This window comes from Enterobacter sp. TCD1-1, assembly GCF_020567405.1.
In the GTDB taxonomy this organism is placed as follows: Bacteria; Pseudomonadota; Gammaproteobacteria; order Enterobacterales; family Enterobacteriaceae; genus Enterobacter; species Enterobacter quasiroggenkampii.
Window position 1 is genome coordinate 1838828 of the sequence record NZ_JAJCXF010000001.1, and the last position, 24073, is coordinate 1862900.

General features: G+C 58.9%; 20 protein-coding genes and 1 pseudogene. 7 read left to right on the forward strand and 14 right to left on the reverse strand.

Annotation, left to right across the window (positions count from 1 at the left end):
• Window positions 1-18 precede the first annotated feature (18 nt).
• From LJA86_RS08950 to nasR, 6 genes are all read right to left on the reverse strand, one after another.
• Window positions 19-2544, reverse strand: coding sequence for a nitrate reductase (locus LJA86_RS08950; RefSeq protein WP_229226033.1), 2526 nt, complete (start codon window positions 2542-2544; stop codon window positions 19-21).
• Window positions 2541-6527, reverse strand: a complete 3987-nt coding sequence (gene nirB / locus LJA86_RS08955) for a nitrite reductase large subunit NirB (protein WP_229226034.1) — start codon at window positions 6525-6527, stop codon at window positions 2541-2543. The genes LJA86_RS08950 and nirB overlap by 4 nt, the downstream gene beginning before the upstream one ends.
• A gap of 13 nt (window positions 6528-6540) precedes the next feature.
• Entirely contained in the window at window positions 6541-7329 is a 789-nt protein-coding gene (locus LJA86_RS08960; protein WP_021240347.1) for an ABC transporter ATP-binding protein, read from the reverse strand.
• A gap of 9 nt (window positions 7330-7338) precedes the next feature.
• The gene (gene ntrB, locus LJA86_RS08965; protein ID WP_045908981.1) at window positions 7339-8217 is read right to left on the reverse strand and encodes a nitrate ABC transporter permease; all 879 of its coding nucleotides are present in this window, start codon (window positions 8215-8217) and stop codon (window positions 7339-7341) included.
• Window positions 8218-8219: 2 nt separating this feature from the next.
• Window positions 8220-9467, reverse strand: coding sequence for a CmpA/NrtA family ABC transporter substrate-binding protein (locus tag LJA86_RS08970; RefSeq protein ID WP_045908982.1), 1248 nt, complete (start codon window positions 9465-9467; stop codon window positions 8220-8222).
• A 228-nt stretch (window positions 9468-9695) separates the two neighbouring features.
• Window positions 9696-10880, reverse strand: coding sequence for a nitrate regulatory protein NasR (nasR, locus tag LJA86_RS08975; RefSeq protein WP_045908983.1), 1185 nt, complete (start codon window positions 10878-10880; stop codon window positions 9696-9698).
• A 72-nt stretch (window positions 10881-10952) separates the two neighbouring features.
• Here nasR and LJA86_RS08980 point away from each other — a divergent pair, with 72 nt between their 5' ends.
• From LJA86_RS08980 to LJA86_RS08990, 3 genes are all read left to right on the forward strand, one after another.
• Complete coding sequence (locus tag LJA86_RS08980; RefSeq protein ID WP_045908984.1) at window positions 10953-11306, forward strand: DsrE/DsrF/TusD sulfur relay family protein; 354 nt, start codon at window positions 10953-10955, stop codon at window positions 11304-11306.
• A 106-nt stretch (window positions 11307-11412) separates the two neighbouring features.
• Window positions 11413-13197 carry a methyl-accepting chemotaxis protein gene (locus LJA86_RS08985; protein ID WP_229226035.1) on the forward strand — a complete coding sequence of 595 codons (1785 nt, stop codon included), beginning with the start codon at window positions 11413-11415 and terminating at the stop codon, window positions 13195-13197.
• A gap of 211 nt (window positions 13198-13408) precedes the next feature.
• Complete coding sequence (locus tag LJA86_RS08990) at window positions 13409-13648, forward strand: DUF1883 domain-containing protein (protein WP_008499520.1); 240 nt, start codon at window positions 13409-13411, stop codon at window positions 13646-13648.
• A gap of 30 nt (window positions 13649-13678) precedes the next feature.
• Here LJA86_RS08990 and LJA86_RS08995 read toward each other — a convergent pair whose 3' ends face one another.
• The gene (locus tag LJA86_RS08995; RefSeq protein WP_023618421.1) at window positions 13679-14374 is read right to left on the reverse strand and encodes a gamma-glutamylcyclotransferase; all 696 of its coding nucleotides are present in this window, start codon (window positions 14372-14374) and stop codon (window positions 13679-13681) included.
• A gap of 177 nt (window positions 14375-14551) precedes the next feature.
• On the reverse strand, window positions 14552-14782 hold the full coding sequence (chaB, locus tag LJA86_RS09000; protein ID WP_045908986.1) for a putative cation transport regulator ChaB: 231 nt from the start codon (window positions 14780-14782) through the stop codon (window positions 14552-14554).
• 270 nt (window positions 14783-15052) lie between these two features.
• Here chaB and chaA point away from each other — a divergent pair, with 270 nt between their 5' ends.
• Entirely contained in the window at window positions 15053-16153 is a 1101-nt protein-coding gene (gene chaA / locus LJA86_RS09005) for a sodium-potassium/proton antiporter ChaA (RefSeq protein ID WP_008499517.1), read from the forward strand.
• Between the two features lie 114 nt (window positions 16154-16267).
• Here the strand turns inward: chaA and kdsA are convergent, their stop codons facing one another.
• From kdsA to hemA, 6 genes and pseudogenes are all read right to left on the reverse strand, one after another.
• On the reverse strand, window positions 16268-17122 hold the full coding sequence (kdsA, locus tag LJA86_RS09010) for a 3-deoxy-8-phosphooctulonate synthase (protein ID WP_229226036.1): 855 nt from the start codon (window positions 17120-17122) through the stop codon (window positions 16268-16270).
• 36 nt (window positions 17123-17158) lie between these two features.
• Window positions 17159-17968: an invasion regulator SirB1 gene (gene sirB1, locus LJA86_RS09015; RefSeq protein WP_024907069.1), complete on the reverse strand. Its 810-nt coding sequence runs from the start codon at window positions 17966-17968 to the stop codon at window positions 17159-17161.
• A gap of 29 nt (window positions 17969-17997) precedes the next feature.
• Window positions 17998-18120: pseudogene (locus LJA86_RS09020) on the reverse strand (siroheme synthase); the annotation flags it as partial.
• Window positions 18102-18932: a peptide chain release factor N(5)-glutamine methyltransferase gene (gene prmC, locus LJA86_RS09025; RefSeq protein ID WP_048223649.1), complete on the reverse strand. Its 831-nt coding sequence runs from the start codon at window positions 18930-18932 to the stop codon at window positions 18102-18104. The pseudogene LJA86_RS09020 and the gene prmC, both read right to left, overlap by 19 nt.
• On the reverse strand, window positions 18932-20014 hold the full coding sequence (prfA, locus tag LJA86_RS09030) for a peptide chain release factor 1 (protein WP_021240360.1): 1083 nt from the start codon (window positions 20012-20014) through the stop codon (window positions 18932-18934). Before prfA ends, prmC begins: the two co-directional genes overlap by 1 nt.
• A 41-nt stretch (window positions 20015-20055) precedes the next feature.
• Window positions 20056-21312 (reverse strand): glutamyl-tRNA reductase, encoded by a 1257-nt coding sequence (hemA, locus tag LJA86_RS09035; protein ID WP_024907067.1) that lies wholly within the window; start codon window positions 21310-21312, stop codon window positions 20056-20058.
• Window positions 21313-21513: 201 nt separating this feature from the next.
• On the opposite strand from hemA, the gene lolB reads away from it, so the two are divergent.
• The 3 genes from lolB (at window position 21514) to prs (ending at window position 24064) form a co-directional block, all read left to right on the forward strand.
• On the forward strand, window positions 21514-22125 hold the full coding sequence (gene lolB / locus LJA86_RS09040; protein WP_048029741.1) for a lipoprotein insertase outer membrane protein LolB: 612 nt from the start codon (window positions 21514-21516) through the stop codon (window positions 22123-22125).
• Window positions 22122-22991, forward strand: coding sequence for a 4-(cytidine 5'-diphospho)-2-C-methyl-D-erythritol kinase (gene ispE, locus LJA86_RS09045; protein WP_229226037.1), 870 nt, complete (start codon window positions 22122-22124; stop codon window positions 22989-22991). Before lolB ends, ispE begins: the two co-directional genes overlap by 4 nt.
• A 125-nt stretch (window positions 22992-23116) precedes the next feature.
• Window positions 23117-24064: a ribose-phosphate diphosphokinase gene (gene prs, locus LJA86_RS09050; protein ID WP_003856663.1), complete on the forward strand. Its 948-nt coding sequence runs from the start codon at window positions 23117-23119 to the stop codon at window positions 24062-24064.
• The last annotated feature ends 9 nt before the right edge of the window (window positions 24065-24073 follow it).

Genomic DNA, 24073 nt, shown 5'->3' on the forward strand with positions numbered 1-24073 from the left:
GAATAAACTCTTATTATGTTAACGCGATAAGCCCTGAAATGCAGTCCTGGCGGACATTTCAGGATTATCCTGAAACAGCCCTTTCAGCTCCGGCACGCAGGAACCACAGTTCGTACCACAGCGCAGCTTAGCCCCCAGCGCGGTGACGGAATCACACCCTCCGGCAATCGCCTCCCGTATCGCCTCTTCCCCGACGCTGAAACAGCTACAGATAATGCGTCCCGGATCCGTCGCCCTCCCGACGCTCTGCCCGTTCAACAGGGCGTGGCGTTCTGCGGGCAGCACGGGTGGTGAATGAAAAGCGGCTTCAATCACCGTATGCGCCAGCGCCGGTAACGCGGTACCTTCCCAGAAACCCAGCATAAGCTGGCCTTCATACCAGGCCAGCACGCTGCTGCGTTCACCGGCCTGAGCAACCTGCAGTTGCCAGCCCCGGCCGCTGGCGTATTCCATTACCCACGACAGCAGCGGTTTATCGCACGCCACCGTCAGGCGTGAAGCTTTACGCCACCAGTAAATCGGAGAGGGCATTTCCAGTCCTTCGCGGGCATAGAGTTCTCCCTGCCAGGCGGGCTGCCAGGGCTGGATTCTGACGGCGGTTTGTTTACTCTCCGGCTGCCCCGAAACCGGATCGCAGCGCCCTTCCACCAGCGCATTCACCTTTCCCTGGCGGGCAAACTCAGCGTTCCAGTGCATCGGGGCAAAAGCGTTCCCTTCACGCTGAGCGTCGCTGATGCGTACTCTTGCTACCATGACGCCGCGCGGCGAACTGATGCGCGCCAGCTGGCCGCCGCACAGGGAAAACCGAACGGCGTCTGCGGGGCAAACCTCAACAAAGGGTTCGGTGATATGCTGCATGAGTCTGGCCACATATCCTGTTCGCGTCATGGTATGCCACTGATCGCGGATGCGCCCGGAGTTGAGAATCAGCGGGTACAACGCGCTGACCGTCGCACCGTGCGACTGTGGGTCAACGGGAACAATGTTTCGGCACGGAAAATCCCCCCCAGGCCACTGCCAGGGCTCAAGCCGCTCCCACTCCTCACGGGTTAACGTAGCCAGGTCGTGAAGGTTTAAGGCCCGCGCGCCGTCATTTTCAAAGGCCGTCAGCGCCGCATGCTCGCAAAAAATCTCGTGGGGATGCTGCCAGGCAAAGGCGTCGCCGTGCCCCAGCCGTTTCGCCACCTGCGCGACGATCCACCAGTCCGGCTTTGCCTCACCGGGCGCGGGCAGAAACGCGCGCTGGCGCGAAATGCGTCGCTCGGAATTGGTTACCGTACCGTCCTTCTCTCCCCAGGCCAGCGCCGGAAAGCGAATATGGGCAAACCGGCTGGTGTCGGTATCGTTCATCACCTCAGAGACAATGACCAGCGGGCAGCGCCCCAGCGCCTGACACACCGCGTGGCTGTCCGGCAGCGAGACGGCAGGATTGGTGCCCATGATCCACACCGCCTTCACCTCGCCGCGGGCAATGGCGTCAAACAGCTCCACCGCCATCAAGCCCGGCGTCTGAGCAAGCCGTTCCGTTCCCCAGAAACGCGCCACCCGCGAGAGATCGTCCGGCTCAAAGTTCATGTGCGCCGCCAGCTGATTTGCCAGCCCGCCCACCTCTCTTCCGCCCATCGCGTTTGGCTGTCCGGTCAGCGAAAACGGGCCGCAGCCCGGACGGTTAAATTTCCCGCTGGCAAGGTGCACGTTAATGATGGCGCTGCATTTGTCGCTGCCGCTGGAGGACTGGTTGATTCCCATGGTGTAGAGCGTGATGGCCCTGGGCGCCGTCATAAACCAGTCGTAAAACGTACCAATATCCTGCGGCGAGAGGCCGCAAAACGCCGCCACGCGGGATATCGGCCACGCGTCCGTTCCCTGAATCACATTGAGCAGACCGACGAACAGCCCGGCGTCGCTGCCGGGAGTGAGCGCCAGATGCAGGTCAGCAATATCACAGGAGGCGGTTCTGCGCGGATCGATGACCACCGCTTTCATCTCCGGATTGTTGTGCTTTGCCTGTACCAGGCGCTGATACAGCACCGGATGCGTCCAGGCCGCGTTTGAGCCCACCAGCACCACCAGATCGCTGTTTTCCACATCCTCGTAGCTGCACGGCACGACATCTTCACCAAAGGCGCGCTTGTAGCCCACGACCGCCGATGACATGCAGAGCCGGGAGTTGGTATCAATGTTCGCCGCGCCGATAAACCCTTTCATCAGCTTATTGGCGGCGTAATAATCCTCGGTAAGCAATTGCCCGGACGCGTAAAACGCCACCGCCTGCGGCCCCCATTTGTCGATAATGTCCTGGAGGCGCTCGCCTGCCGCTCCCAGCGCCTCCGCCCAGGCCACCTCAGCACCGTCAACAACGGGGCGCAGCAATCGCCCCTGTAACCCCATTGTTTCCCCCAGGGCCGATCCTTTCACGCACAAGCGGCCAAAGTTCGCAGGATGGGTTTCATCCCCCCGAACGCTGACCGTTTCACCGTCCACGCGGGCGACCACGCCGCAGCCGACCCCGCAGTAGGGACACGTTGTCCGGGTTTCCGTCATGAGGCCTCCGCACGCATTACCAGGGCATCATTACCGACCCACACCTTGCCGTTCTCAATTTTGACCGGCCAGGCGCGCACCGCGGGTTCGCCGTTCTCCACCTGACAGCCGTCGCGCAGGCGAATACGCTGCTTGTAGAGCGGAGAGATCACCACCGGCTCCCCCGCCGCATCGCCAAGAATGCCTCGGGAAAGCACGTTCGCGCTGCTGCCAGGCTCCCGGTCGTCAAGGGCATAGACGGTTTTGCCAAATCGGAACAACGCAATCGGCTTACGCCCAAGCCGCGCGCCAATGCCCGCCTGCTCGGGGATATCGTCGATGCCACAGATTTCCTGCCAGCGTTTACCTTGATCCGCTGTGATGTCGTTCACCGTCGTGCGGAACAGCGCCAGACGGTTCGGATCGTTAAGCGTGGTTTGCCATTCGCACTGGTAGGTCTCCACCACCCGGGCCATCTCCTGCTCCAGCTCGTGGGCGATGCCCAGGCTATCGTTGAGGATCACCTCCCGAAGGTAGTCGAGACCGCCTTCCAGGTTGTCCATCCAGGTGCTGGTGCGCTGCAGGCGATCCGCCGTGCGGATGTAGAACATCAGGAATCGATCGACGGTGCGGATCAGCGTGTCATCATCGAGATCGCTGGCGAAGAGATCCGCATGGCGAGGCTTCATGCCGCCGTTGCCGCACAGGTAGAGGTTCCACCCCTTATCGGTGGCAATCACCCCCACGTCTTTACTCTGCGCCTCGGCGCATTCGCGGGTACACCCTGAGACCGCCATTTTGATTTTGTGCGGGGCGCGCAGGCCTTTGTAACGGTGCTCGAGCCTGACCGCGAGGCCGGTGGAGTCCTGCACGCCGTAGCGACACCAGGTCGACCCGACGCAGGATTTCACCGTTCGCAGAGATTTGCCGTAGGCGTGCCCGGTTTCAAATCCGGCTTCCACCAGCGCCTGCCAGATCTCCGGCAGCTGTTCCAGCGTGGCGCCAAACAGGTCGATACGCTGGCCGCCGGTGATTTTGCTGTACAGGCTGTAGCGTTTCGCAATCTGGCCGATGGCGATCAGCCCGTCGGCGGTCACTTCCCCCGCAGGCATGCGCGGCACGATGGAGTAAGTACCGTCCTTCTGGATATTGGCGAAGTAGCGGTCGTTGGTATCCTGCAGCGGCAGGTGTGACGGTTTCAGCAGATACTCGTTCCAGCAGGAGGCGAGCACTGACCCCACCAGTGGCTTACAAATTTCGCACCCGTGTCCCTGACCGTAGCGGCTAATGAGCTGGTCAAAGGTGCGGATATGGTTGACGCGCACGAGGTGGTAAATCTCCTGACGCGAGTACGGGAAGTGTTCGCAGATGTCCTTTTTCACCTCCACGCCCTGCGCCGCCAGCTGGAACTCCATCACCTGCTTCACCAGTGCGCTACATCCTCCGCAGCCGGTCGCCGCTTTGGTGCACTGCTTAATCGCGCCGATATCCGTTGCGCCCGCACTTACCGCCTGACAGATATCGCCTTTGCTGACGTTATGACACGAACAGATTTGTGCGCTTTCCGGCAGCGCTGCCACGCCGAGCGCTTTTGGCGCACTGCCTGACGACGCGGGTAATATCAGCGTTTCCGGCTCTTTTGGCAGGGCTATCCCGTTGAGCATCATCTGTACCAGCGTGGCGTATTCGCTGGCATCACCCACCAGCACGCCGCCGAGCAGCGTTTTGCCGTCGTGGCTGACCACGATTTTCTTGTAGATTTGCTGCGGGCCGTGCGTCCACTGGTAGCTCAGCGCCCCCGGCGTGCGGCCGTGAGCATCGCCGAACGAGGCCACGTCCACGCCCAGCAGCTTGAGTTTGGTGCTCATATCCGCGCCGGCGAAGGTTTTCTCCTCTCCCGCCAGCGCGGCGGCGGCCACCCGCGCCATCTGGTAGCCGGGCGCAACCAGCCCGAAGATTTTCCCTTCCCACAGGGCGCATTCACCAATGGCCAGCACGTCCGGATCGGAGGTCTGACAGCGGTCGTCAATGCCGATCCCGCCGCGTTCGCCGATAGCCAGCCCGCTGCTGCGCGCCAGCGCGTCCTGCGGACGAATGCCGGCAGAAAACACCACCATGTCTGTTTCAAGCTGTTCGCCATCGGCAAAGCGCAGCACCAGCCCGCCGTCCGCGGCGGCGATCTCCGTCGTTGCTTTACTGGTATGCACACCGACGCCAAGCGCCTCGATTTTCTTGCGCAGCATCGCCGCGCCGTCGTTGTCGAGCTGGACCGCCATCAAATTGGGCGCAAACTCCACCACGTGAGTTTCCAGCCCGAGCTGCTTCAGGGCATTCGCCGCCTCCAGCCCCAGCAGCCCGCCGCCAATCACTACACCCCGGCGTGAGCCCGCCGCATGCGCCGCAATCTTGTCCAGATCGTCAAGCGTGCGATAAACAAAACAGCCCGGTAGATCGTGGCCCGACACCGGTGGGACAAACGGATAGGACCCGGTCGCCAGCACCAGTTTATCCCAGTGGATCTCATGCCCGCTGGCGGTACGCACCACGCGCGCGTCACGATCGATAGCGACAATCTGCTGCGACAGGCGCAGCTCAATGCCGTTGTCGGCAAAGAAATCCCCTTCCACCAGCGAAAGCGACGCCGCGCTACGGCCGCCAAAATATTCCGACAGATGCACGCGGTCGTAGGCGGCATAGCGCTCCTCGCCAAAGACAACGATCTGATACTGCTGATGCAGATTGCGGTTCACGCAATCTTCGAGGAAATGATGGCCGACCATACCGTGCCCAACCACCACCAGAGTAGGTTTTGTCATAGCGTGCTGTCCTGCAACCTGCGGTTGCGTAGTGAAACGATCAAACAGCCAGTCCGCGTGCGCGGGCGCAGCCGTTGCCAGTAATTCGGTAAATGTCGCCGCGCTGCGGCAGTCCCCCATCAGCAGCACGCCAGCCAGCGCCCCCTGATGGATCAGTAAACGACGATAGTGACGGGTCAGCGGATCCCATGCGCTCCAGACCACATCGCCCTTCTGCTCTGCCGCGCGACCAAGGCTGAACAACTCCACGCCGGTCACCTTGAGGCGCATGCCGTTGTCGGTCAGGGCAAATGGCGCGGTGACGTCTCCGGCCAGCCGTGCGGCGAGGATATCCGCCTGCGCCAGACAGGGGGCGACCAGGCCAAACGTCTGGTCGTCAATTTCACAGCATTCGCCAATGGCGTAGACGTCCGGCACGGAGGTTTGCATTTGGTGATCCACCACGATGCCGCGCGCGCAGCGAATGCCGCTGGCCTGCGCCAGTACGACGTTAGGCTGCACGCCCGTCGCCAGCACCACGCGCGCGGCGGTGACGCTGCGTCCGTTCAGCAGCGTCACGCTATTCCCGTCAATCGCCGCGATGCCAGAGGCGAGCTCACAGCGCACGCCCCGCGCCGCCAGCGCCTCTTCCAGCAGCACGCCCGCCTGCTCATCCAGTTGCTGCTCCATCAGCCACAGACCGCGATGAACAAGGATGACGTTGTCCCCTGAGCGCGCCAGCGCTGCCGCCGTCTCAACCCCGAGCACGCCGCCGCCCAGCACTACCACCGGACCGGCGATCGCCCCTATGGCCCGGATATCCTCAAGGGTACGGAACGTGAAGACATGCGGCGCATCGCAGCCGGGAATTGGCGGAACAAAGGGCGTTGATCCGGTGGCAAACACCAGCGCATCCCAGCCCAGCGTGCGGACGGTGGTTTGCACTTCCCGCGTGTCCACATTCACGGCGAGCGCCTTTTCGCCCCGCAGCACCGTCACGCCCCGTTCCTGGTACCAGTCGTCATTCTGAAGACTGATGCCCGCCGCCGTTTTTTCACCGCCCAGCACCGGCGAAAGCTGGATGCGGTTATAGGCATGCTCCGGCTCGTCACCGATGACGGTAATTGCGAAACGATCGGCAGCACGCCCGGTGAGCGAGGCAATCAGCCGCGTGGCCGCCATGCCATTTCCGATAATGACCAGTCGCATCAAAGCCCCCTCGCTACGCCGCTTTCGGCTGCTTTTCATAGAGGAAATGCAGGATCTGCTGGCGCATGTGGTGATAGCGGCTGTCGTCAGCCAGCTGCACCCGGTTACGCGGGCGCGGCAGGTCAACGTGCAGGATCTCCCCGACGGTCGCCGCCGGGCCGTTGGTCATCATCAGCACGCGATCGGAGAGCAGCACCGCCTCGTCCACGTCGTGGGTAATCAGCACGATTGTGGTGTTCAGCGCCTGCTGGATCTGCATCACCGAGTCCTGCAGATGGGCGCGCGTCAGCGCATCCAGCGCGCCGAAGGGTTCATCCATCAGCAGGACTTTCGGCTTCATCGCCAGCGCGCGGGCAATCCCGACGCGCTGCTTCATGCCGCCGGAGATCTCCCCCGGGCGCTTGTGCAAGGCGTGCCCCATCTGTACGCGGTCGAGGTTGTGCTCAATCCACTCCCGGCGCTCCGCCTTGCTCATGCTGTGGCGAAACACGTGATCTACCGCCAGGGCCACGTTGTCGAAGCAGGTGAGCCACGGTAGCAGCGAATGGTTCTGGAATACCACCGCGCGCTCCGGACCCGGCCCGGCAATTTCGCGGTTGTCGCAAATCAGCCCGCCTTCCGTCGGCAGCGTGATCCCAGCGATAAGATTAAGCAGCGTCGATTTACCGCAGCCGGAGTGCCCAATCAGGCTGACGGTTTCGCCCTCATGGATATCAAAGGAGACGTTCTGCAGCGCCAGAAATTCGCCGCTGGCGGTGGAAAAACGCTGGCTCACGGCCTGGACCTGGATTAATGGTTTCATGTTCGCTCCTTATTTTTCCTGCCAGCTAAAGCGACGGGCGATCAGCATCAGCCCCTGCTCGAGCAGCAGCCCGACCACGCCAATGATGACGATGGCGATGAGAATGTTTTCGACGTTGAGATTGTTCCACTCGTTCCAGATCCAGAAACCGATCCCTAAACCGCCGGTCAGCATCTCGGCGGCGACAATCACCAGCCAGGCGATGCCAATAGAGAGGCGCACCCCGGTCAGCACCGCGGGCAGCACCGCCGGGAAGAGAATGCGGCGCATGATGGTCCACTCTGAAAGCTGCAGCACCCGGGCGACGTTAAGGTAGTCCTGCGGAATACACCGCACGCCTTCGGCGGTGTTGATCACCATCGGCCAGATGGAGCAGATAAAAATGGTCCAGCTCGACGCGGGCTCCGCTTTCTGGAACAGCAGCAGGCCGATGGGCAGCCAGGCCAGCGGGCTAACCGGGCGTAACAGCGCGATCAGCGGGCCGAACATGCGCGAAAAAAAGGTGAAGCGGCCAATCAGGAAACCAAGCGGGATCCCGGCGAACGCGGCCAGGCCAAACCCCACCGCCACGCGCTGTAATGAGGCGAGCACGTTCCAGCCGATGCCCATGTCGTTTGGCCCGTCGCGATAAAACGGATCGGCAAACAGGGTAATAGCGGAATCGAGCGTGCTGAGCGGCGTCGGGAAACCTTTGCTGTTAATCGCCGCCAGCTGCCAGAGCACCACCAGCAGTCCCAGCCCCAGAAAAGCCGGAATGATGCGCTGAAGGATCGCGTTAATACGACGCACAAACGTCGGCGTACGGCGGCGAACCTGCACCGGAGGCAGGAGAATCACCTCTCCACTCTCCGGCGTCTCGTGTGATTTTGTCTTTTGCAGATGCTGCATAATCAGGCCCCTTTACGGTGAATGGCGAAACGGCTGGCGTATCCTTCCGGGTCGGTACCGTTCCAGACGGTGCCGTCCATCAATGTGCTGCTGCGTAGTGGTGAAGTCGGTGTGGTAATGCCCCCCACCGCCGTGGCTGCATCCTGCCAGACCGCCGTCTGGTTAATGCGCTGTGCGATGCCCGTATAGTCCGGGGCGGCTTTGAGCAAGCCCCAGCGGCGGAACTGGGTTAAGAACCACATGCCGTCGGAGTGATACGGGTAGCTGACGGCCCCCTCGTTGAAGAAGCGGATCGGGTGCGCGTCCTGCCAGCGCTGGCCCAGGCCGTTGTCGTACTCGCCGAGCATGCGTCCGGTGAGATACTGCTCTTTGCAGTTGAGCCACGCCCGGCGGGAGAGGATCTGCGCGGTTTCGCGTTTGTTTTCCGGGGAGGCCTCAATCCAGCGCGCCGCCTCCAGCACTGCGCTCACCAGCGCCCGGGCGGTGTGCGGATTTTTCTCCACCCAGTCGCGACGCGTCCCGAGGATTTTTTCCGGATGGTCGGCCCAGATAGACTGCGACGTGGCGGCGGTAAAACCGATGCGGTCGTTGATGGCACGCGCGTTCCACGGCTCGCCGACGCAAAAGCCGACCATGTTGCCAATGCGCATGTTCATCACCATCTGCGGCGGCGGCACCACCACCGTACGCACGTCGTCAAAGGGGTGAATGCCCGCGCTGGCCAGCCAGTAGTAGAGCCACATGGCGTGCGTCCCGGTCGGGAAGGTGTGCGCGAAGGTATAGGTGCCAGGCGCCTGCTGCCCAATCAGCTTTTTCAGCCCGTCAAGGTCACGAACGCCCTTCTCTGCCAAATCGCTGGAGAGCGTAATCGCCTGGCCGTTCTGGTTGAGGGTCATCAGGTTAGCCATCTGCTGTGGCTTGCCAGCGATGCCTAGCTCCAGTCCGTACAGCAGGCCGTAAAGAATGTGCGCGGCATCGAGTTCGCCCGCCACCAGCTTGTCGCGCACCGCCGCCCAACTCGCCTCTTTGGTGGGCAGGATGGTAATACCGTATTTTTTATCAAACCCTTTCAGCGCAGCGATAACCACCGGGGCACAGTCGGTCAGCGGGATAAACCCGATGCGCACTGTTTCCTGCTCCGGTTTATCCGAGCCTGCCGCCCATGCGGCCTGCATGACACCCGGCAACAGAATTGCACCACTCGCCAGCATGCTGGCCTGCAAAAAACGCCGTCTCGACAAATCCGCCATGACCACTCCTGAAAAAAAACCAAAAAAAAGCGCCCACGGTGCCGAAGCACCAGTGGACGCCTTTATCCCGAAGACGGATGCACCGCCGTTGGCGCATCGTCAAAAATGGTTAATCTGATAATGCAAAGTGAATGCCAGGTTTTAACACACTGTTTCTTGCGGTGCTTACCGTTCTTCCCTCGCCTTTACGCACCGCAAACAGGCATAAAATGCCCACTGACCGTGCAGCTACTCCTTTGGTGTTACCTGCCATACATTCTTCACCATGAGCAGCGCGCGGGCGATATCCACCATCCTTTGGTTCTTGTCCATCGCCATTTTGCGCAGCGCCGTCCAGGCCTGTTCCTCACTCATATTCTGGTGGGTCATCAGCACGCTCTTCGCTTTATCAATGATTTTGCGCTCTTCAAGCGTATCGCGCAGCGACGCAAGCTGACGTGAGAGCTGCTCTATCTCGCGCGCCTGCTGGCGAACCAGGGTAAGCAACGGTTTTTCCGGATAGCGGATCGGCGGATCATCCTGTTCATCGCCGGGGAGCGCGTACTCATCGTCACGGTGAATGCATTCGTCCACCGCGACCATCAGATCGGCGATGATCGTCTCCTCCAGCGTGCGCAGATGCTCAAGGCGCGCGGTTTGCAGAGCAAACCAGGCCAGTGCGGTAAGGCCGTTATCGGCGGCAGGCTGGCGGGTACAGGCCACGCGCCGGAGTTGCTCCGTTTCACGATCGGGCTGACAGTGCATTGAAAAGGTGGTCTGAACGTCAGTGGAGCTGTGTGAGAGAAAGATCTCAAAGCAGGCCTGCTGCCCGTCAATGCGGTCAACCAGCCTCTGACGAGTCACATCATCGAAAAAACCCTGCGTGAAGCCAATCGCCCCCAGCGCCCGCTCCTGTCCTGCCAGCTCTTTTCCCTGCATCAGGCTATAAAGCGCGACAAAACGTCCTGCGATTTGCGGATCGTCAATGCTGTCATTAAGCTGCGGCACGATACTGAGCAGATGGCGAAGCATGCGGGAGTAGTGTTCCATCGCCTGGGGTGCCGTTACAGTCTGCTGAATCACACCGTCACGCAGCGCGGGAAGTGTATCCAGGCTCAGGAGCGCGCCGCCGATGCGTTCACAGACGGCACTTCCTGGGATCGGCGACTGTGTTTCAAGAATGCCGTAAAGGGCAGCGAGGTTTTCATCCACCAGCGCCCGGCTGGCTTTGCATTCGGGGGCGTACAGCTTGCCCTGTGAGCAGAGCCAGACGTTGGACGCCCCGCGCTCGCACTGTAACATGTGCACCAGTTGGCTAATGCCGTGCACAAGCACACCCAGCTGTGCCAGCTTGCTGAACTGCTCCTGGCGCATCATCTTTGCGCGCGTGAGCCATTCGGCAGCGCCTGGCGAAATGCCTGCCATTAATATCATGCTTACTCTCCCGGACAGCGAAACTCCAGGAAATTAAGCAATATTCGTGCCTTTATAAGAACAGGAGTCAACATGCAGAAGATTGTGATCATCGCCAACGGTGCGGCCTACGGCAGCGAATCCCTTTTCAACAGCCTGCGCCTGGCAATCGCGCTACGTGAAAAAGAGAGCGACCTGGCGTTACGCCTCTTTTTAATGTCGGACGCGGTCACCGCCGGGCTGAAGGGACAAAAACCGGCCGAGGGCTATAACATTCAGCAGATGCTGGAGATCCTGACCGCGCAAAACGTGCCGGTGAAGCTGTGCAAAACCTGCACCGACGGGCGCGGCATCACCGGCCTGCCGCTGATTGATGGCGTAGAAATTGGTACGCTGGTTGAACTGGCCGAGTGGACGCTGTCCGCGGATAAAGTATTAACTTTTTAATAATAAACCCGTAAAAATATTATTTTCTTATGGACGCGGTTTCAGCATCAAGTTTACCTGCGGGGTTGCCGATAGGCATGGAAACAACACAGCAGGTATTTCACTTATGTTCAGATCGATTCGTGCACGCATCATCGCGGCGACGGCAGGCTGTCTGGTCGTCGCCCTTCTCCTCAATACCGTTATTAACTTCCAGGTCACACGTCAGGATAACCAGCAGTCACAGCGCGATATCCTGACCAGCACCAGCGCCAGCCATAACATGGCGATTGCCGACTGGGTCAAAAGCAAGATGACGGTGATTGCCTCTGCCCAGACCGTTGCGCTGAGTGACGATCCGGTTCCGGTGTTTAAACAGCTTGCGCAGGCGGGTGGATTCACCAACGTTTATGTAGGCTACGCCAGCAAAACGGCGAAATTCTCTGAGCCTGCGGGCGTACCTGCGGATTATGACCCGACCATTCGCCCGTGGTATCAGCAGGTGGTCAGCACGGACGGCCCGGTCGTCACCGCGCCCTACGTTGATGCGGGTACCGGTAAACTGGTGGTGACTTTCGCCGTGCCGGTGAAAGAGAATGGCGCCCTGAAAGCGGTGGTGGCGGGCGACGTGGCCATGGACAGCGTGGTGGCGAACGTGCGCGGGATCCATCCAACTCCGTCCAGCAGCGGCTTGCTTCTGAACAGTGACGGCAGCGTGATAGCGGCTAACGATCCGGCGCTGACGCTTAAACCGTTTGCTGAGACCATCAAAGGCATCGATTTTGCTGCGCTGAAAAGCGGTAACCTTGTCGACGGTACGCTGAACGACGTCGAAAAAACCTTCGTGGCGACAGCCGTGCCGGGCACAAACTGGCTGCTGGTCGTCGCCCTCGACAACGGTGACGCCACCTCCGGCATGCGTTCCCTGCTTAAGGCATCGGCGATTTCGCTGGTGATCCTGGCGCTGCTGAGCGCGGCCATTGTTCACCTCCTGATTGCCCGTCTGCTGAAGCGCCTGTCTGACATTCGCGACGCGATGCACAACATTGCCAACGGGACTAACGATCTGTCGCAGCGTCTGCCGGACAGCGGCGAAGACGAGGTGGCGCAGATTGCCCAGGCCTTTAACGCCTTCAGCGATAAGCTGTCGGTGGTGATGGTGCAGCTCCGTGATGCCAGTGAGTCGGTGAAAAACGCCGCCCAGGAGATTGCGGCGGGTAACCAGGATCTCTCCGGACGTACCGAGCAGGCGGCGTCCAGCCTGCGCGAGACGGCCAGCGCCGTGGAGCAGATCACCGCCTCCGTGACTCAGTCGAACGAGTCGGCGGCAGAAGCGAACGACCAGGCGAGCAAGGCCTCTGCGGCCGCTGCGCGCGGCGGCGAAGTGGTATCCCAGGCGATCAGCACCATGCAGTCCATCGAAGTCGCGTCGGCTAAAATTGGCGACATCACCGGCGTGATTGACGGTATCGCGTTCCAGACCAACATTCTGGCGCTGAACGCCTCCGTCGAGGCGGCCCGTGCCGGGGAGCAGGGGCGCGGGTTTGCCGTGGTAGCAGGCGAAGTGCGTAACCTGGCGAGCCGTAGCGCCCAGGCGGCGAAAGAGATCAAATCGCTGATCGATTCCACCACCGACAGCGTGGCCACCGGCTCCCGCTACGTGCATCTGGCCGGGGAAAGCATGGACGAGATCCGCTCCAGCATCGGTAGCGTCTCCGGCATCATGCGCGAAATCTCCATCGCCACCAGCGAGCAGATGAAGGGTATTCACGAGATCAACCACGCGGTGACCCATCTCGACCGCATGGTCCAGCAGAACGCCGAGCTGGTGGTGCAATCCGCCGCCGCTGCGGGCGCCCTGCAGAGCCAGGCGGGCGACCTTGCTGAAACTGCCGGCCATTTCCGCATTTAATTTTCTCGCGGCGCGCGTTTAGCGGGTAAAACGCGCGCCAGCGGAAATTTTGAGGAATTTTGTCATTTTTGTTTAATCGTTATGCCATTTTTTGATCAAAATCAGCATCCCACACCCTCCCCTTTGGTGTTATGCCATGAGTGAATTGTGAACAACATCACGCTCGGATATGGCAGCAGGGAGAGCGTTGTTTAAGACTACGGGGTAAAAAATGGCACTGGTAAAAACAAGTTTGAAGCTGTTTGGCGGGGATACGGTTGTGGTGCGTTGCTCAGAGCGCTGTCGTATTCATCTCATGAGTGCGAAAGCACAAAAACAATCCCAGGCGGATATTCTGACCGTGCAGGACGATAACGCCTGGCTTACCGTGCCATATACCGGCACGTGGGATGTGCTGATCGACAGCCACAGCCAGTCACTGGAACATTCTGTCAGTTACGTAGCAGCATAACGTCAAACGCCCGGCAAGCCGGGCGTATTTTCAGGCAAAACCCGGTCGCAGCGTGCCGTTGAGCGGGTTCCCTTCCAGCAGCGCCTTCACCTTCGCCACCAGCTCATTCAGACAGTCGTCCTGCATGCCGAGGCGGGTCAACTCCTGATCGAGGGAGAAGAGATACTGCGCGTTGGTACCCAGCGGTCCGCTGGCGGCAGCAATCAACGGGGCGATGACCTGCGTGCGGGTGTCCGCTTCATACAGCGGATGGCGCGGGTCCATGATAAACACCAGCGCATTGACGGTGCGACCGTCGTCCAGCTCCAGCTTGCACCAGCTCGGCATATAGCAACCGGTGATCATCTCACGCTTCCAGAGCAGCGTAAGCTCCTCTTCCAGGGTGGCATCCGGGAGGCGATACGCCACGCCCGTGGTGCGCCCGCCCTCTTTCAGTGCAAGCATACGTCCTGGCTGGCACGCGCTGCCGCGTCCGGCCGTCAGACGCAGGCAAAATGCGCGGTGCCAGCCAGGCAGCGTTCCCGTTGCCGATTCGACAAATTCCAGAGCCGGGTTCCACATCAGGGAACCGTAGCCAAAAATCCATACCGGGCCATCATCCGGGCGGCAGGCAAGCGTGGCAGCAAGTGACGCCGCACGTTGTTCAGCTGACCAGAGAAGCGATTCCTCAATAGCACCAAATGCCGTCTTACAATCTGCCTTCATTAAGAAATCACGCGTTAACACTTTCCACCTCCGCCACTGCATGCTTCCTTGCGACATCTGTAATTCGCCTTCCGGGCCTTAGGTGCTGGTCATTTTGCCAGCAGTTAAATAACGATAAGCAATTAGCGGACCAGTTGCAATACAACGGCAGTTCAACCGCCTGAAAAGTCAAAATGAAGGCAGCGAATTATTTCACGGCTATTTCTTTTTGTGCCATTTATCGTCGTCTCCTTTTTCATATTCATGTTTTACGGCGGCCCAGGCGACTTTGTGTGCCGTCTCTTCACGACTGGCATCATCCCGGCGATCCTCCTTATCTTTGTACTGATCCCAGGCACTGTTAAACGCCTCTTTGTAGATATCCTGCGCGTGAGCGGGCAGCACGTTTTGCACGTTATCGGGTAATTCGCGTTTCGTTTTATATGGCATCACTCACCTCTCTTTTGCTTAAAGAGATAAGTGTGGACGACGATATGTCAGCGTGCCACCCGGTCTTAATTTATGGATTAACTTTATATCTAATTAATTGTTATTTAATAAATATTATGTGAAAACCGTCAATTACAGGAGTCAGACATTAAATTTATGACAAAGGGTAAAATTAAGTAAAAAGTTAAGGGTATTTAACAGAGATCTGTTAATTTAATGCCCTCAAAAATCTATCTATAATTACAAGCACCTGCATTGATGGAGAAGCACATGACAGCAACACACGAGGCGGTAAAGACCCGCCACAAGGAGACGTCTCTCATTTTCCCGGTTCTGGCACTGGCTGTGCTGCTCTTCTGGGGAAGCAGTCAGTCACTGCCAGTGGTGGTTGGTATCAATATTCTTGCCCTGGTCGGTATCTTAACCAGCGCCTTTAGCGTCGTTCGCCATGCGGACGTACTGGCCCACCGTCTGGGCGAGCCCTACGGATCGTTAATTCTCAGCCTTTCCGTCGTTATTCTCGAAGTCAGCCTGATTTCCGCGCTCATGGCGACCGGCGATGCCGCGCCGACGCTGATGCGCGACACCCTTTACTCGATCATCATGATTGTGACGGGCGGCCTGGTGGGCTTCTCTCTGCTGCTGGGCGGGCGTAAATTCGCGACCCAGTATATGAACCTGTTCGGCATTAAACAGTATCTGATTGCCCTCTTCCCGCTGGCGATTATCGTGCTGGTCTTCCCGATGGCGCTGCCGGGTGCAAACTTCTCCACCGGTCAGGCGCTGCTGGTCGCGCTGATTTCCGCAGCCATGTACGGCGTGTTCCTGTTGATTCAGACCAAAACGCACCAGAGCCTGTTTGTGTATGAGCATGAAGACGACAGCGACGACGATGACCCGCACCACGGTAAGCCGTCGGCCCACAGCAGCGCGTGGCATACGGTTTGGCTGATCGTGCATCTGATTGCGGTGATTGCCGTCACCAAGATGAATGCCAACCCGCTGGAAACGCTGTTAACCGAGCTGAACGCGCCGGTAGCCTTTACCGGCTTCCTGGTGGCGCTGCTGATCCTGTCTCCTGAAGGGCTGGGCGCGCTGAAAGCCGTCTTAAACAATCAGGTACAGCGCGCAATGAACCTGTTCTTCGGCTCCGTGCTGGCGACTATTTCACTCACCGTGCCGGTGGTGACGCTGATTGCCTTTATGACCGGTAACGAGCTGCAGTTTGCGCTGGGCGCGCCGGAGATGATTGTTATGGTAGCCTCGTTGCTGCTGTGCCAGATTTCGTTCTCAACCGGGCGCACCAACGTGCTTAACGGGGCTGCGCATATGGCGCTGTTTGTGGCTTACTTGATGACGATTTTTGCGTAGTCTGTTTGCCCGGCGGCGCTTCGCTTGCAGGGCCTACGGGTTTTGTAGGCCGGGTAAGCAAAGCGCCACCCGGCAATATGCCCCATAAAAAAACCCGCCGAAGCGGGTTTTTTATTATTTGCTGGTATCCAGCTCGTCGAAGCTCTTCACCAGATCGTCAATCGCTTTGATCTGTTTCAGGAACGGCTCCAGCTTATCCAGCGGCAGCGCGGATGGACCGTCGCATTTTGCGTTATCCGGATCCGGGTGCGCTTCAATGAACAGACCTGCCAGACCGGTTGCCATACCGGCACGCGCCAGTTCGGTCACCTGAGCACGACGGCCACCGGACGCGGCGCCAAACGGGTCGCGGCACTGCAGCGCGTGGGTCACGTCGAAAATCACCGGAGACTGGCCGGAGACATTTTTCATCACGCTGAAGCCCAGCATGTCCACCACCAGGTTGTCGTAACCGAAGTTAGCGCCACGGTCGCACAGGATCACCTGATCGTTACCACCTTCGATAAACTTATCGACGATGTTGCCCATCTGACCCGGGCTCACGAACTGTGGTTTTTTCACGTTGATCACGGCACCGGTTTTCGCCATCGCGGCAACCAGGTCGGTCTGGCGAGCCAGGAATGCCGGGAGCTGAATCACGTCAACCACGTCTGCCACCGGCTGCGCCTGAGAGGCTTCATGCACGTCGGTGAGCACTTTCACGCCAAAGGTCTGCTTCAGCTCCTGGAAAATCTTCATCCCCTCTTCCAGGCCCGGGCCACGGTAAGAGTTGATGGAGGAGCGGTTGGCTTTGTCAAAAGAGGCTTTAAACACGTACGGGATGCCCAGCTTCTGGGTCACGGTCACGTAGTGCTCGCAGATACGCATGGCGAGGTCGCGGGATTCCAGCACGTTCATGCCGCCAAACAGCACGAAAGGCAGGTCGTTTGCTACCTTGATATCACCAATGCTAACCACTTTTTGTTTCATAGGATCGCCTTATTCAGGTGTGAATCGGAATTAAGATTAATGCAGTGTAATTTGCTTGTGCGAGATCGCGTTGATCTGCGCACGAATCATTTCGCTAATGGGGTCTTCCGGACACTGCTCGACGAAATAGCTCAGATCGTTTAGCGCCACGTGCTCACAGTCGAGCTGGGCATAGATCAGCCCGCGGTCGCGAATTTCGTACGGGTCTTCCGGATTAAACTGCAGCAGCACTTCGCTGGCGCGCAGGGCCAACTCCATCTGACGCTCTTCCATTAACGCTGACTTCAGCGTATCGAGCAGCTTGCGGATCACTTCTGCGTTATCCGCCTCGTCGAGATCTTCGTTGAAGAGCTCAGCCACCGGGCTGATGTTGCCTTTCAGCCACACGTCCAGCGTATGTTCATCCAGCGTGTCGCCGTTGAAGGGATTAATGAGCCACATCTCGCCGTCCAGCCACTCCGCACGCAGGATCATCTGCGTCGGGAAAATAACCGGCACCAGCGGAATATCCAGGCGATGCGCGACCCACAGTAAAATAGAGCCCAGCGCAACGGCGCTGCCCTGACGATTTTTTAAGACCTGGTCCAGCCATAATGCGTCAGACAGGCGATACACGCCCCGCGTGTCGCAGAAACCCCATTCGCCGTAGAAAAGCTCAAGCAGCTTCTCTAATTGCCAGTCTTGCGGTCGCGCCTGATTAATCTCTTCACGCGCCAGGCTGACCAGATTCTCCAGCTCATCGTAGACAAACTGCGACGTAAAATCGTCGCGAATCATCTCAGAAATCAGGATCATGCCATCGCAAAGCGGCACTTTATTAAATTCGAAATCGGCTAAGGACCTCATGACTTACCCCAGTAACGACCGAGCGCACAGCGACGCCCGGACGAGATAAAACTCAAAACGATGTAGATGATAACGCCAAACCGCCTTTCAGTCAGCCTTACGCCTTTATCAGTAAATGGCAGATAGCCTGCACTCATAGCCACTGCCCCAGCGTCAGGCGTTCGTTGCCGCCGTAGTCGCGGCAGGTTTTGACGTCGGCGTAACCCGCCTGGGTAAACAATGCCCGCACGCTTTCTCCCTGCGTCCAGCCATGCTCCACGAGAAGCCAGCCGCCGGAAAGTAAATGTTGTCGTGACGTTGTCACAATGTGATCGAGGTCGGCTAAACCTTCCCTGGCGGCGACCAGCGCCGTCAGGGGTTCGAAGCGCACATCACCCTGCGCAAGGTGCGGATCATGCTCGTCAATATAGGGTGGGTTACTGACAATGATGCCGAACGTCTGGTTCTCCAGCGCGCTAAACCAGCTGCTTTGCAGCACCGTTACGTTGGTCAGGCCAAGACGTTCCACGTTGCGCTGCGCCAGCGCCACCGCGTCGGGCATCACATCCACTGCCGTCACCGCGCAGTCGGGTCTTTCACTGGCGAGCGCCAGCGCGATGGCCCCGGTGCCTGTGCCGAGATCGAGAATGCGGCAGGCCGCCGTCGGTAAACGCGCCAGCGCCTGCTCGACCAGACACTCGGTATCGGGACGCGGGATCAGCGTCGCCGCCGAGACGTAAAGCGGTAACGACCAGAACTCGCGCTCACCGACAAGGTGCGCCACCGGCTCGCCGTGCTTACGGCGGGCAAGCAGCGTGGCGAGCCGTGCTTCCTGCTCAGCGGTCAGTTCGGTTTCACCGAAGGCCAGCAGGTACGTGCGGGCTTTGCCCGTCACATGCTCAAGTAAAATTTCGGCATCGCGTTTCGGGCTTTCGCTTTCGGAAAGCTCACCGGCAGCCTCACGTAACCAGCGCTGAAAATCCATTATTCCTGCTCGGACAGTGCCGCCAGCTGGTCGGCCTGGTATTCCTGCACGATAGGCTCAATCAGCATATCCAGCTTGCCTTCCATCACTTCATCCAGACGATACAGCGTCAGGTTGATGCGGTGGTCGGTCACGCGCCCCTGTGGGAAGTTATAGGTGCGGTTACGGTCGCTGCGATCGCCGCTCCCCAGCAGGTTACGACGCGTAGACGCTTCCGCCTGCTGGCGTTTCGCCATTTCGGCCGCGTGGATACGCGCGCCCAGCACGGACAGCGCTTTGGCTTTGTTTTTATGCTGGGAACGCTCGTCCTGACACTCCACCACGATACCGGTTGGCAGGTGGGTAATACGGATGGCGGAGTCGGTGGTGTTAACGTGCTGGCCACCCGCCCCGGAGGAGCGGAAGGTATCAATACGCAGGTCCGCCGGGTTGATGTCCGGCAGCTCCGCTTCCGGCAGCTCCGGCATCACCGCCACCGTACAGGCGGAGGTGTGGATACGGCCCTGAGATTCGGTGGCCGGAACGCGCTGCACGCGGTGACCGCCGGATTCAAACTTGAGACGACCGTATACGCCGTCGCCGCTGATCTTGGCGATAACCTCTTTGTAGCCACCGTGTTCGCCTTCGTTGGCGCTCATGATCTCCACGCGCCAGCGACGCGACTCGGCGTAGCGGCTGTACATGCGGAACAGATCCCCGGCAAACAGTGCCGCTTCATCACCGCCGGTCCCGGCGCGGACTTCCACGAACGCGTTACGCTCGTCGTCCGGATCTTTTGGCAGCAGAAGCACCTGAAGCTGCTGCTCCATCTCCTCAGAACGCGCTTTCGCATCCTGCAACTCTTCCTGCGCCATCTCGCGCATTTCAGGATCGTCGAGCATCATCTGCGCGGTTTCGATATCTTCCTGAACCTGTCGCCAGTCGGTAAAGCATTTAGAAACATCACTTAACTGCGCGTATTCACGTGAGAGCGCGCGAAAACGCTCCTGGTCCGCAATGGTCCCGGCATCGCCGAGCAGCGCCTGGACTTCTTCATGGCGCTCGTGCAGAGCTTCCAGTTTAGCGACGATAGAAGGCTTCATAGGCGTAAGTGCACCTTGTCTTAGAAAATGGGTATAGGGCGCTATTCCAGCCCGAGGCTGTTGCGCAGAATAGTCAGGCGTTCATCATCCCCGTCACGGGCAGCCTGCTGAAGAGATTTGGTTGGCGCATGGATCAGGCGGTTGGTCAGTTTCCACGCCAGATCCTGCATAATTGCATGTGCGTCGCCGCCCTGCTCCAGGGCCGCTAACGCTTTGGCTGTCAGGTCGTCACGCACCTGCTCCGCCTGTCCGCGATACTCGCGGATGGTCTCGCTGACGCTTTGCGCGCGCAGCCAGGCCATAAACTCACTGGTTTCCTGCTCAACAATGGTTTCCGCCTGCACCGCCGCCGCTTTACGCTGGGCGAGGTTGTGCGAAATGATGCTTTGCAGGTCATCCACGCTGTAGAGGTAGGCGTTAGGCAGCTTGCCCACTTCCGGCTCAACATCGCGCGGGACGGCAATATCCACCAGCAGCATCGGCTGATTACGACGGGACTTCAGCGCGCGCTCCACCATCCCTTTGCCGATAATCGGCAGCGGACTGGCGGTCGAGCTGATAATAATGTCCGCCTCTTTCAGACGTTCATCGATGTCGCTCAGGGCAACCACCTCTGCGCCCACTTCATCCGCCAGCACCTGCGCGCGTTCGCGAGTGCGGTTAGCGATAATCATCTTTTTCACTTTATGCTCGCGCAGATGACGCGCCACAAGTTCGATGGTTTCGCCCGCGCCCACCAGCATCACGGTGACGGTAGAGAGGGATTCAAAGATTTGGCGCGCAAGGGTGCAGGCCGCGAAAGCAACGGAAACCGCACTGGCACCAATGTCGGTTTCGGTTCGCACACGCTTCGCCACGGAGAACGACTTCTGGAACATGCGCTCCAGCTCGCTGGCCTTCAGATGCCCTTTTTGCGAATCCGCAAAGGCTTTTTTCACCTGACCCAGAATTTGCGGTTCGCCGAGCACCAGCGAATCCAGCCCGCTGGCCACGCGCATCAGATGGCTGACGGCATCGTTGTCCTGATGCCAGTACAGGCTGTTGCGCAGCTCGTCTTCATTGAGATTGTGGTAGTCGCATAACCAGCGGATCAGCGCTTCGTGCAGGTTATCCTGCTCTTCCACGCTTAAATAGAGCTCGGTACGGTTGCACGTCGAGAGCACCACGCCACCCTGCACCATCGGCTGTGCAAGCAGGCTGTCCAGCGCCAGGTCGAGCGTATCTGGCGAAAACGTTACGCGTTCTCGCAGCGAAACCGGGGCCGTTTTGTGGTTGATGCCGAGTGCTAATAGGGTCATGTTGAGCGGGAGTAGTACCAGCGTTAATAAGGTTAGCAGAACGCATCATACAGGATGCGCGAGATCAATAAAAGAGACAGCCCCCTTTCGGAGTAATAGGTTACACAACGCTTTGAGATAATTTGAACGTAGACGGTAGCCCCCTTCGACGCTAGCATTAACAGTTATAACTGCAACGTATCTCAAGGATTTGTCCTCATTATGACCCGACTGATTCGCCTGCTGCCCCTGGCGGCACTGGTTCTGACCGCGTGTACCGTCACTCAACCAAAAGGCCCGGGCAAAAGCCCTGACTCGCCACAGTGGCGTCAGCACCAGCAGGACGTCCGTAATTTGAACCAGTACCAGACCCGCGGCGCGTTTGCTTATCTCTCGGATGAGCAAAAAGTGTATGCACGCTTCTTCTGGCAACAAACGGGTCAGGACAACTATCGCCTGCTGCTGCTGAACCCGCTGGGCAGCACCGAGCTGGAGCTTATCGCGAAACCGGGCGAAGCGCAGATCACCGATAACAAAGGCCAGCACTACACCGCAACCGATGCCGAAGAGATGATTGGCAAGCTGACCGGAATGCCTATCCCGCTGAACAGTCTTCGCCAGTGGATCCTTGGCCTGCCGGGCGATGCCACCGACTACACGCTTGACAATCAATATCGTCTGAGCCAGGTCAACTACACCCAGAACGGCAAAACCTGGAAAGTGGTGTACAGCGACTATGACAGCAAGAGTAAACCGTCGCTGCCATCGAATATGGAACTGACCCAGGGCAGCCAGCGCATCAAGCTGAAAATGGACAACTGGATCGTTAAATGATGACCCACTGGCCCTCTCCGGCAAAACTGAATCTGTTTTTATACATTACCGGCCAGCGCGCTGACGGCTATCACACCCTGCAGACGCTGTTTCAGTTTATTGACTATGGCGACACGATCTCCATTGAACTGCGTCAGGACGGGCAGATTTGCCTCCTGACGCCGGTCGACGGCGTGGCGCATGAGGACAACCTGATTGTGCGCGCCGCGCGTCTGCTGATGAACGCCGCAGCGGAATCAGGTCGTCTGCCTGCGGGAAGCGGTGCGGATATTCGTATCGAGAAACGTCTGCCGATGGGCGGCGGTCTGGGCGGCGGCTCATCTAACGCCGCCACCGTGATGGTTGCCCTGAACCACCTCTGGGGCTGCGGACTGTCGCAGGACGAATTGGCAGGCCTGGGCTTGACGCTGGGCGCGGATGTTCCGGTGTTTGTTCGCGGTCATGCGGCCTTTGCCGAGGGCGTGGGGGAAATCCTCTCCCCGGTCAACCCGCCGGAAAAATGGTATCTGGTTGCTCACCCCGGCGTGAGCATTCCGACCCCGGTCATCTTTAAAGATCCTGACCTGAAAAGAAATACCCCGATTCGGTCAATAGAAACGTTATTAAATTGTGAATTCAGCAACGATTGCGAGGATATCGCAAGAAAACGTTTTCGCGAGGTTGATGCGGTGCTTTCCTGGCTGTTAGAATACGCGCCGTCGCGCCTGACTGGTACAGGGGCCTGTGTCTTTGCTGAATTTGACACCGAATCCGCCGCTCGTCAGGTGCTTGAGCAAGCGCCGGTTTGGCTGCATGGTTTTGTAGCGCGTGGGATGAACATTTCTCCCCTACAGCAGGCCATTCTGGCGCAGACTGAGTTTCGGTGACAACGTCACCCTGTTCCAGACGTTGCATCGCGCTCTTTAATACACCGCCTGGATAGCCTTTGCCTGGCCCGCACAGTTTACGGCGAACGCTATCCACCACTGGACGCATGCCTGAGGTTCTTCTCGTGCCTGATATGAAGCTTTTTGCTGGTAACGCCACCCCGGAACTAGCACAACGTATTGCCAACCGCCTGTACACTTCCCTCGGCGACGCCGCCGTAGGTCGCTTTAGCGACGGCGAAGTCAGCGTACAAATCAACGAAAATGTACGCGGTGGTGATATTTTCATCATCCAGTCCACCTGTGCTCCAACGAACGACAACCTGATGGAACTGGTTGTTATGGTCGACGCCCTGCGTCGCGCTTCCGCAGGCCGTATCACTGCTGTAATCCCTTACTTCGGCTATGCCCGCCAGGACCGTCGCGTCCGTTCCGCGCGTGTGCCAATTACCGCGAAAGTTGTCGCTGACTTCCTGTCCAGCGTTGGCGTTGACCGCGTACTGACCGTTGACCTGCACGCAGAGCAGATCCAGGGCTTCTTCGACGTCCCGGTTGATAACGTATTCGGCAGCCCAATCCTGCTGGAAGACATGCTGCAGCTGAACCTGGATAACCCAATCGTGGTTTCTCCGGACATCGGCGGCGTGGTACGTGCCCGTGCTATCGCTAAGCTGCTGAACGATACCGACATGGCGATCATCGACAAACGTCGTCCGCGCGCTAACGTTTCTCAGGTGATGCACATCATCGGTGACGTGGCTGGCCGCGACTGCGTGCTGGTTGACGACATGATCGATACCGGCGGTACGCTGTGTAAAGCGGCTGAAGCGCTGAAAGAGCGTGGTGCCAAGCGCGTATTCGCGTACGCGACCCACCCGATCTTCTCCGGCAATGCCGTAAACAACCTGCGCAACTCCGTGATTGACGAAGTTGTGGTATGCGATACCATCCCACTGAGCGACGAGATCAAGGCACTGCCAAACGTGCGTACCCTGACCCTGTCCGGGATGCTGGCAGAAGCGATTCGTCGTATCAGCAACGAAGAATCCATCTCTGCAATGTTCGAACACTGATCGAGCACG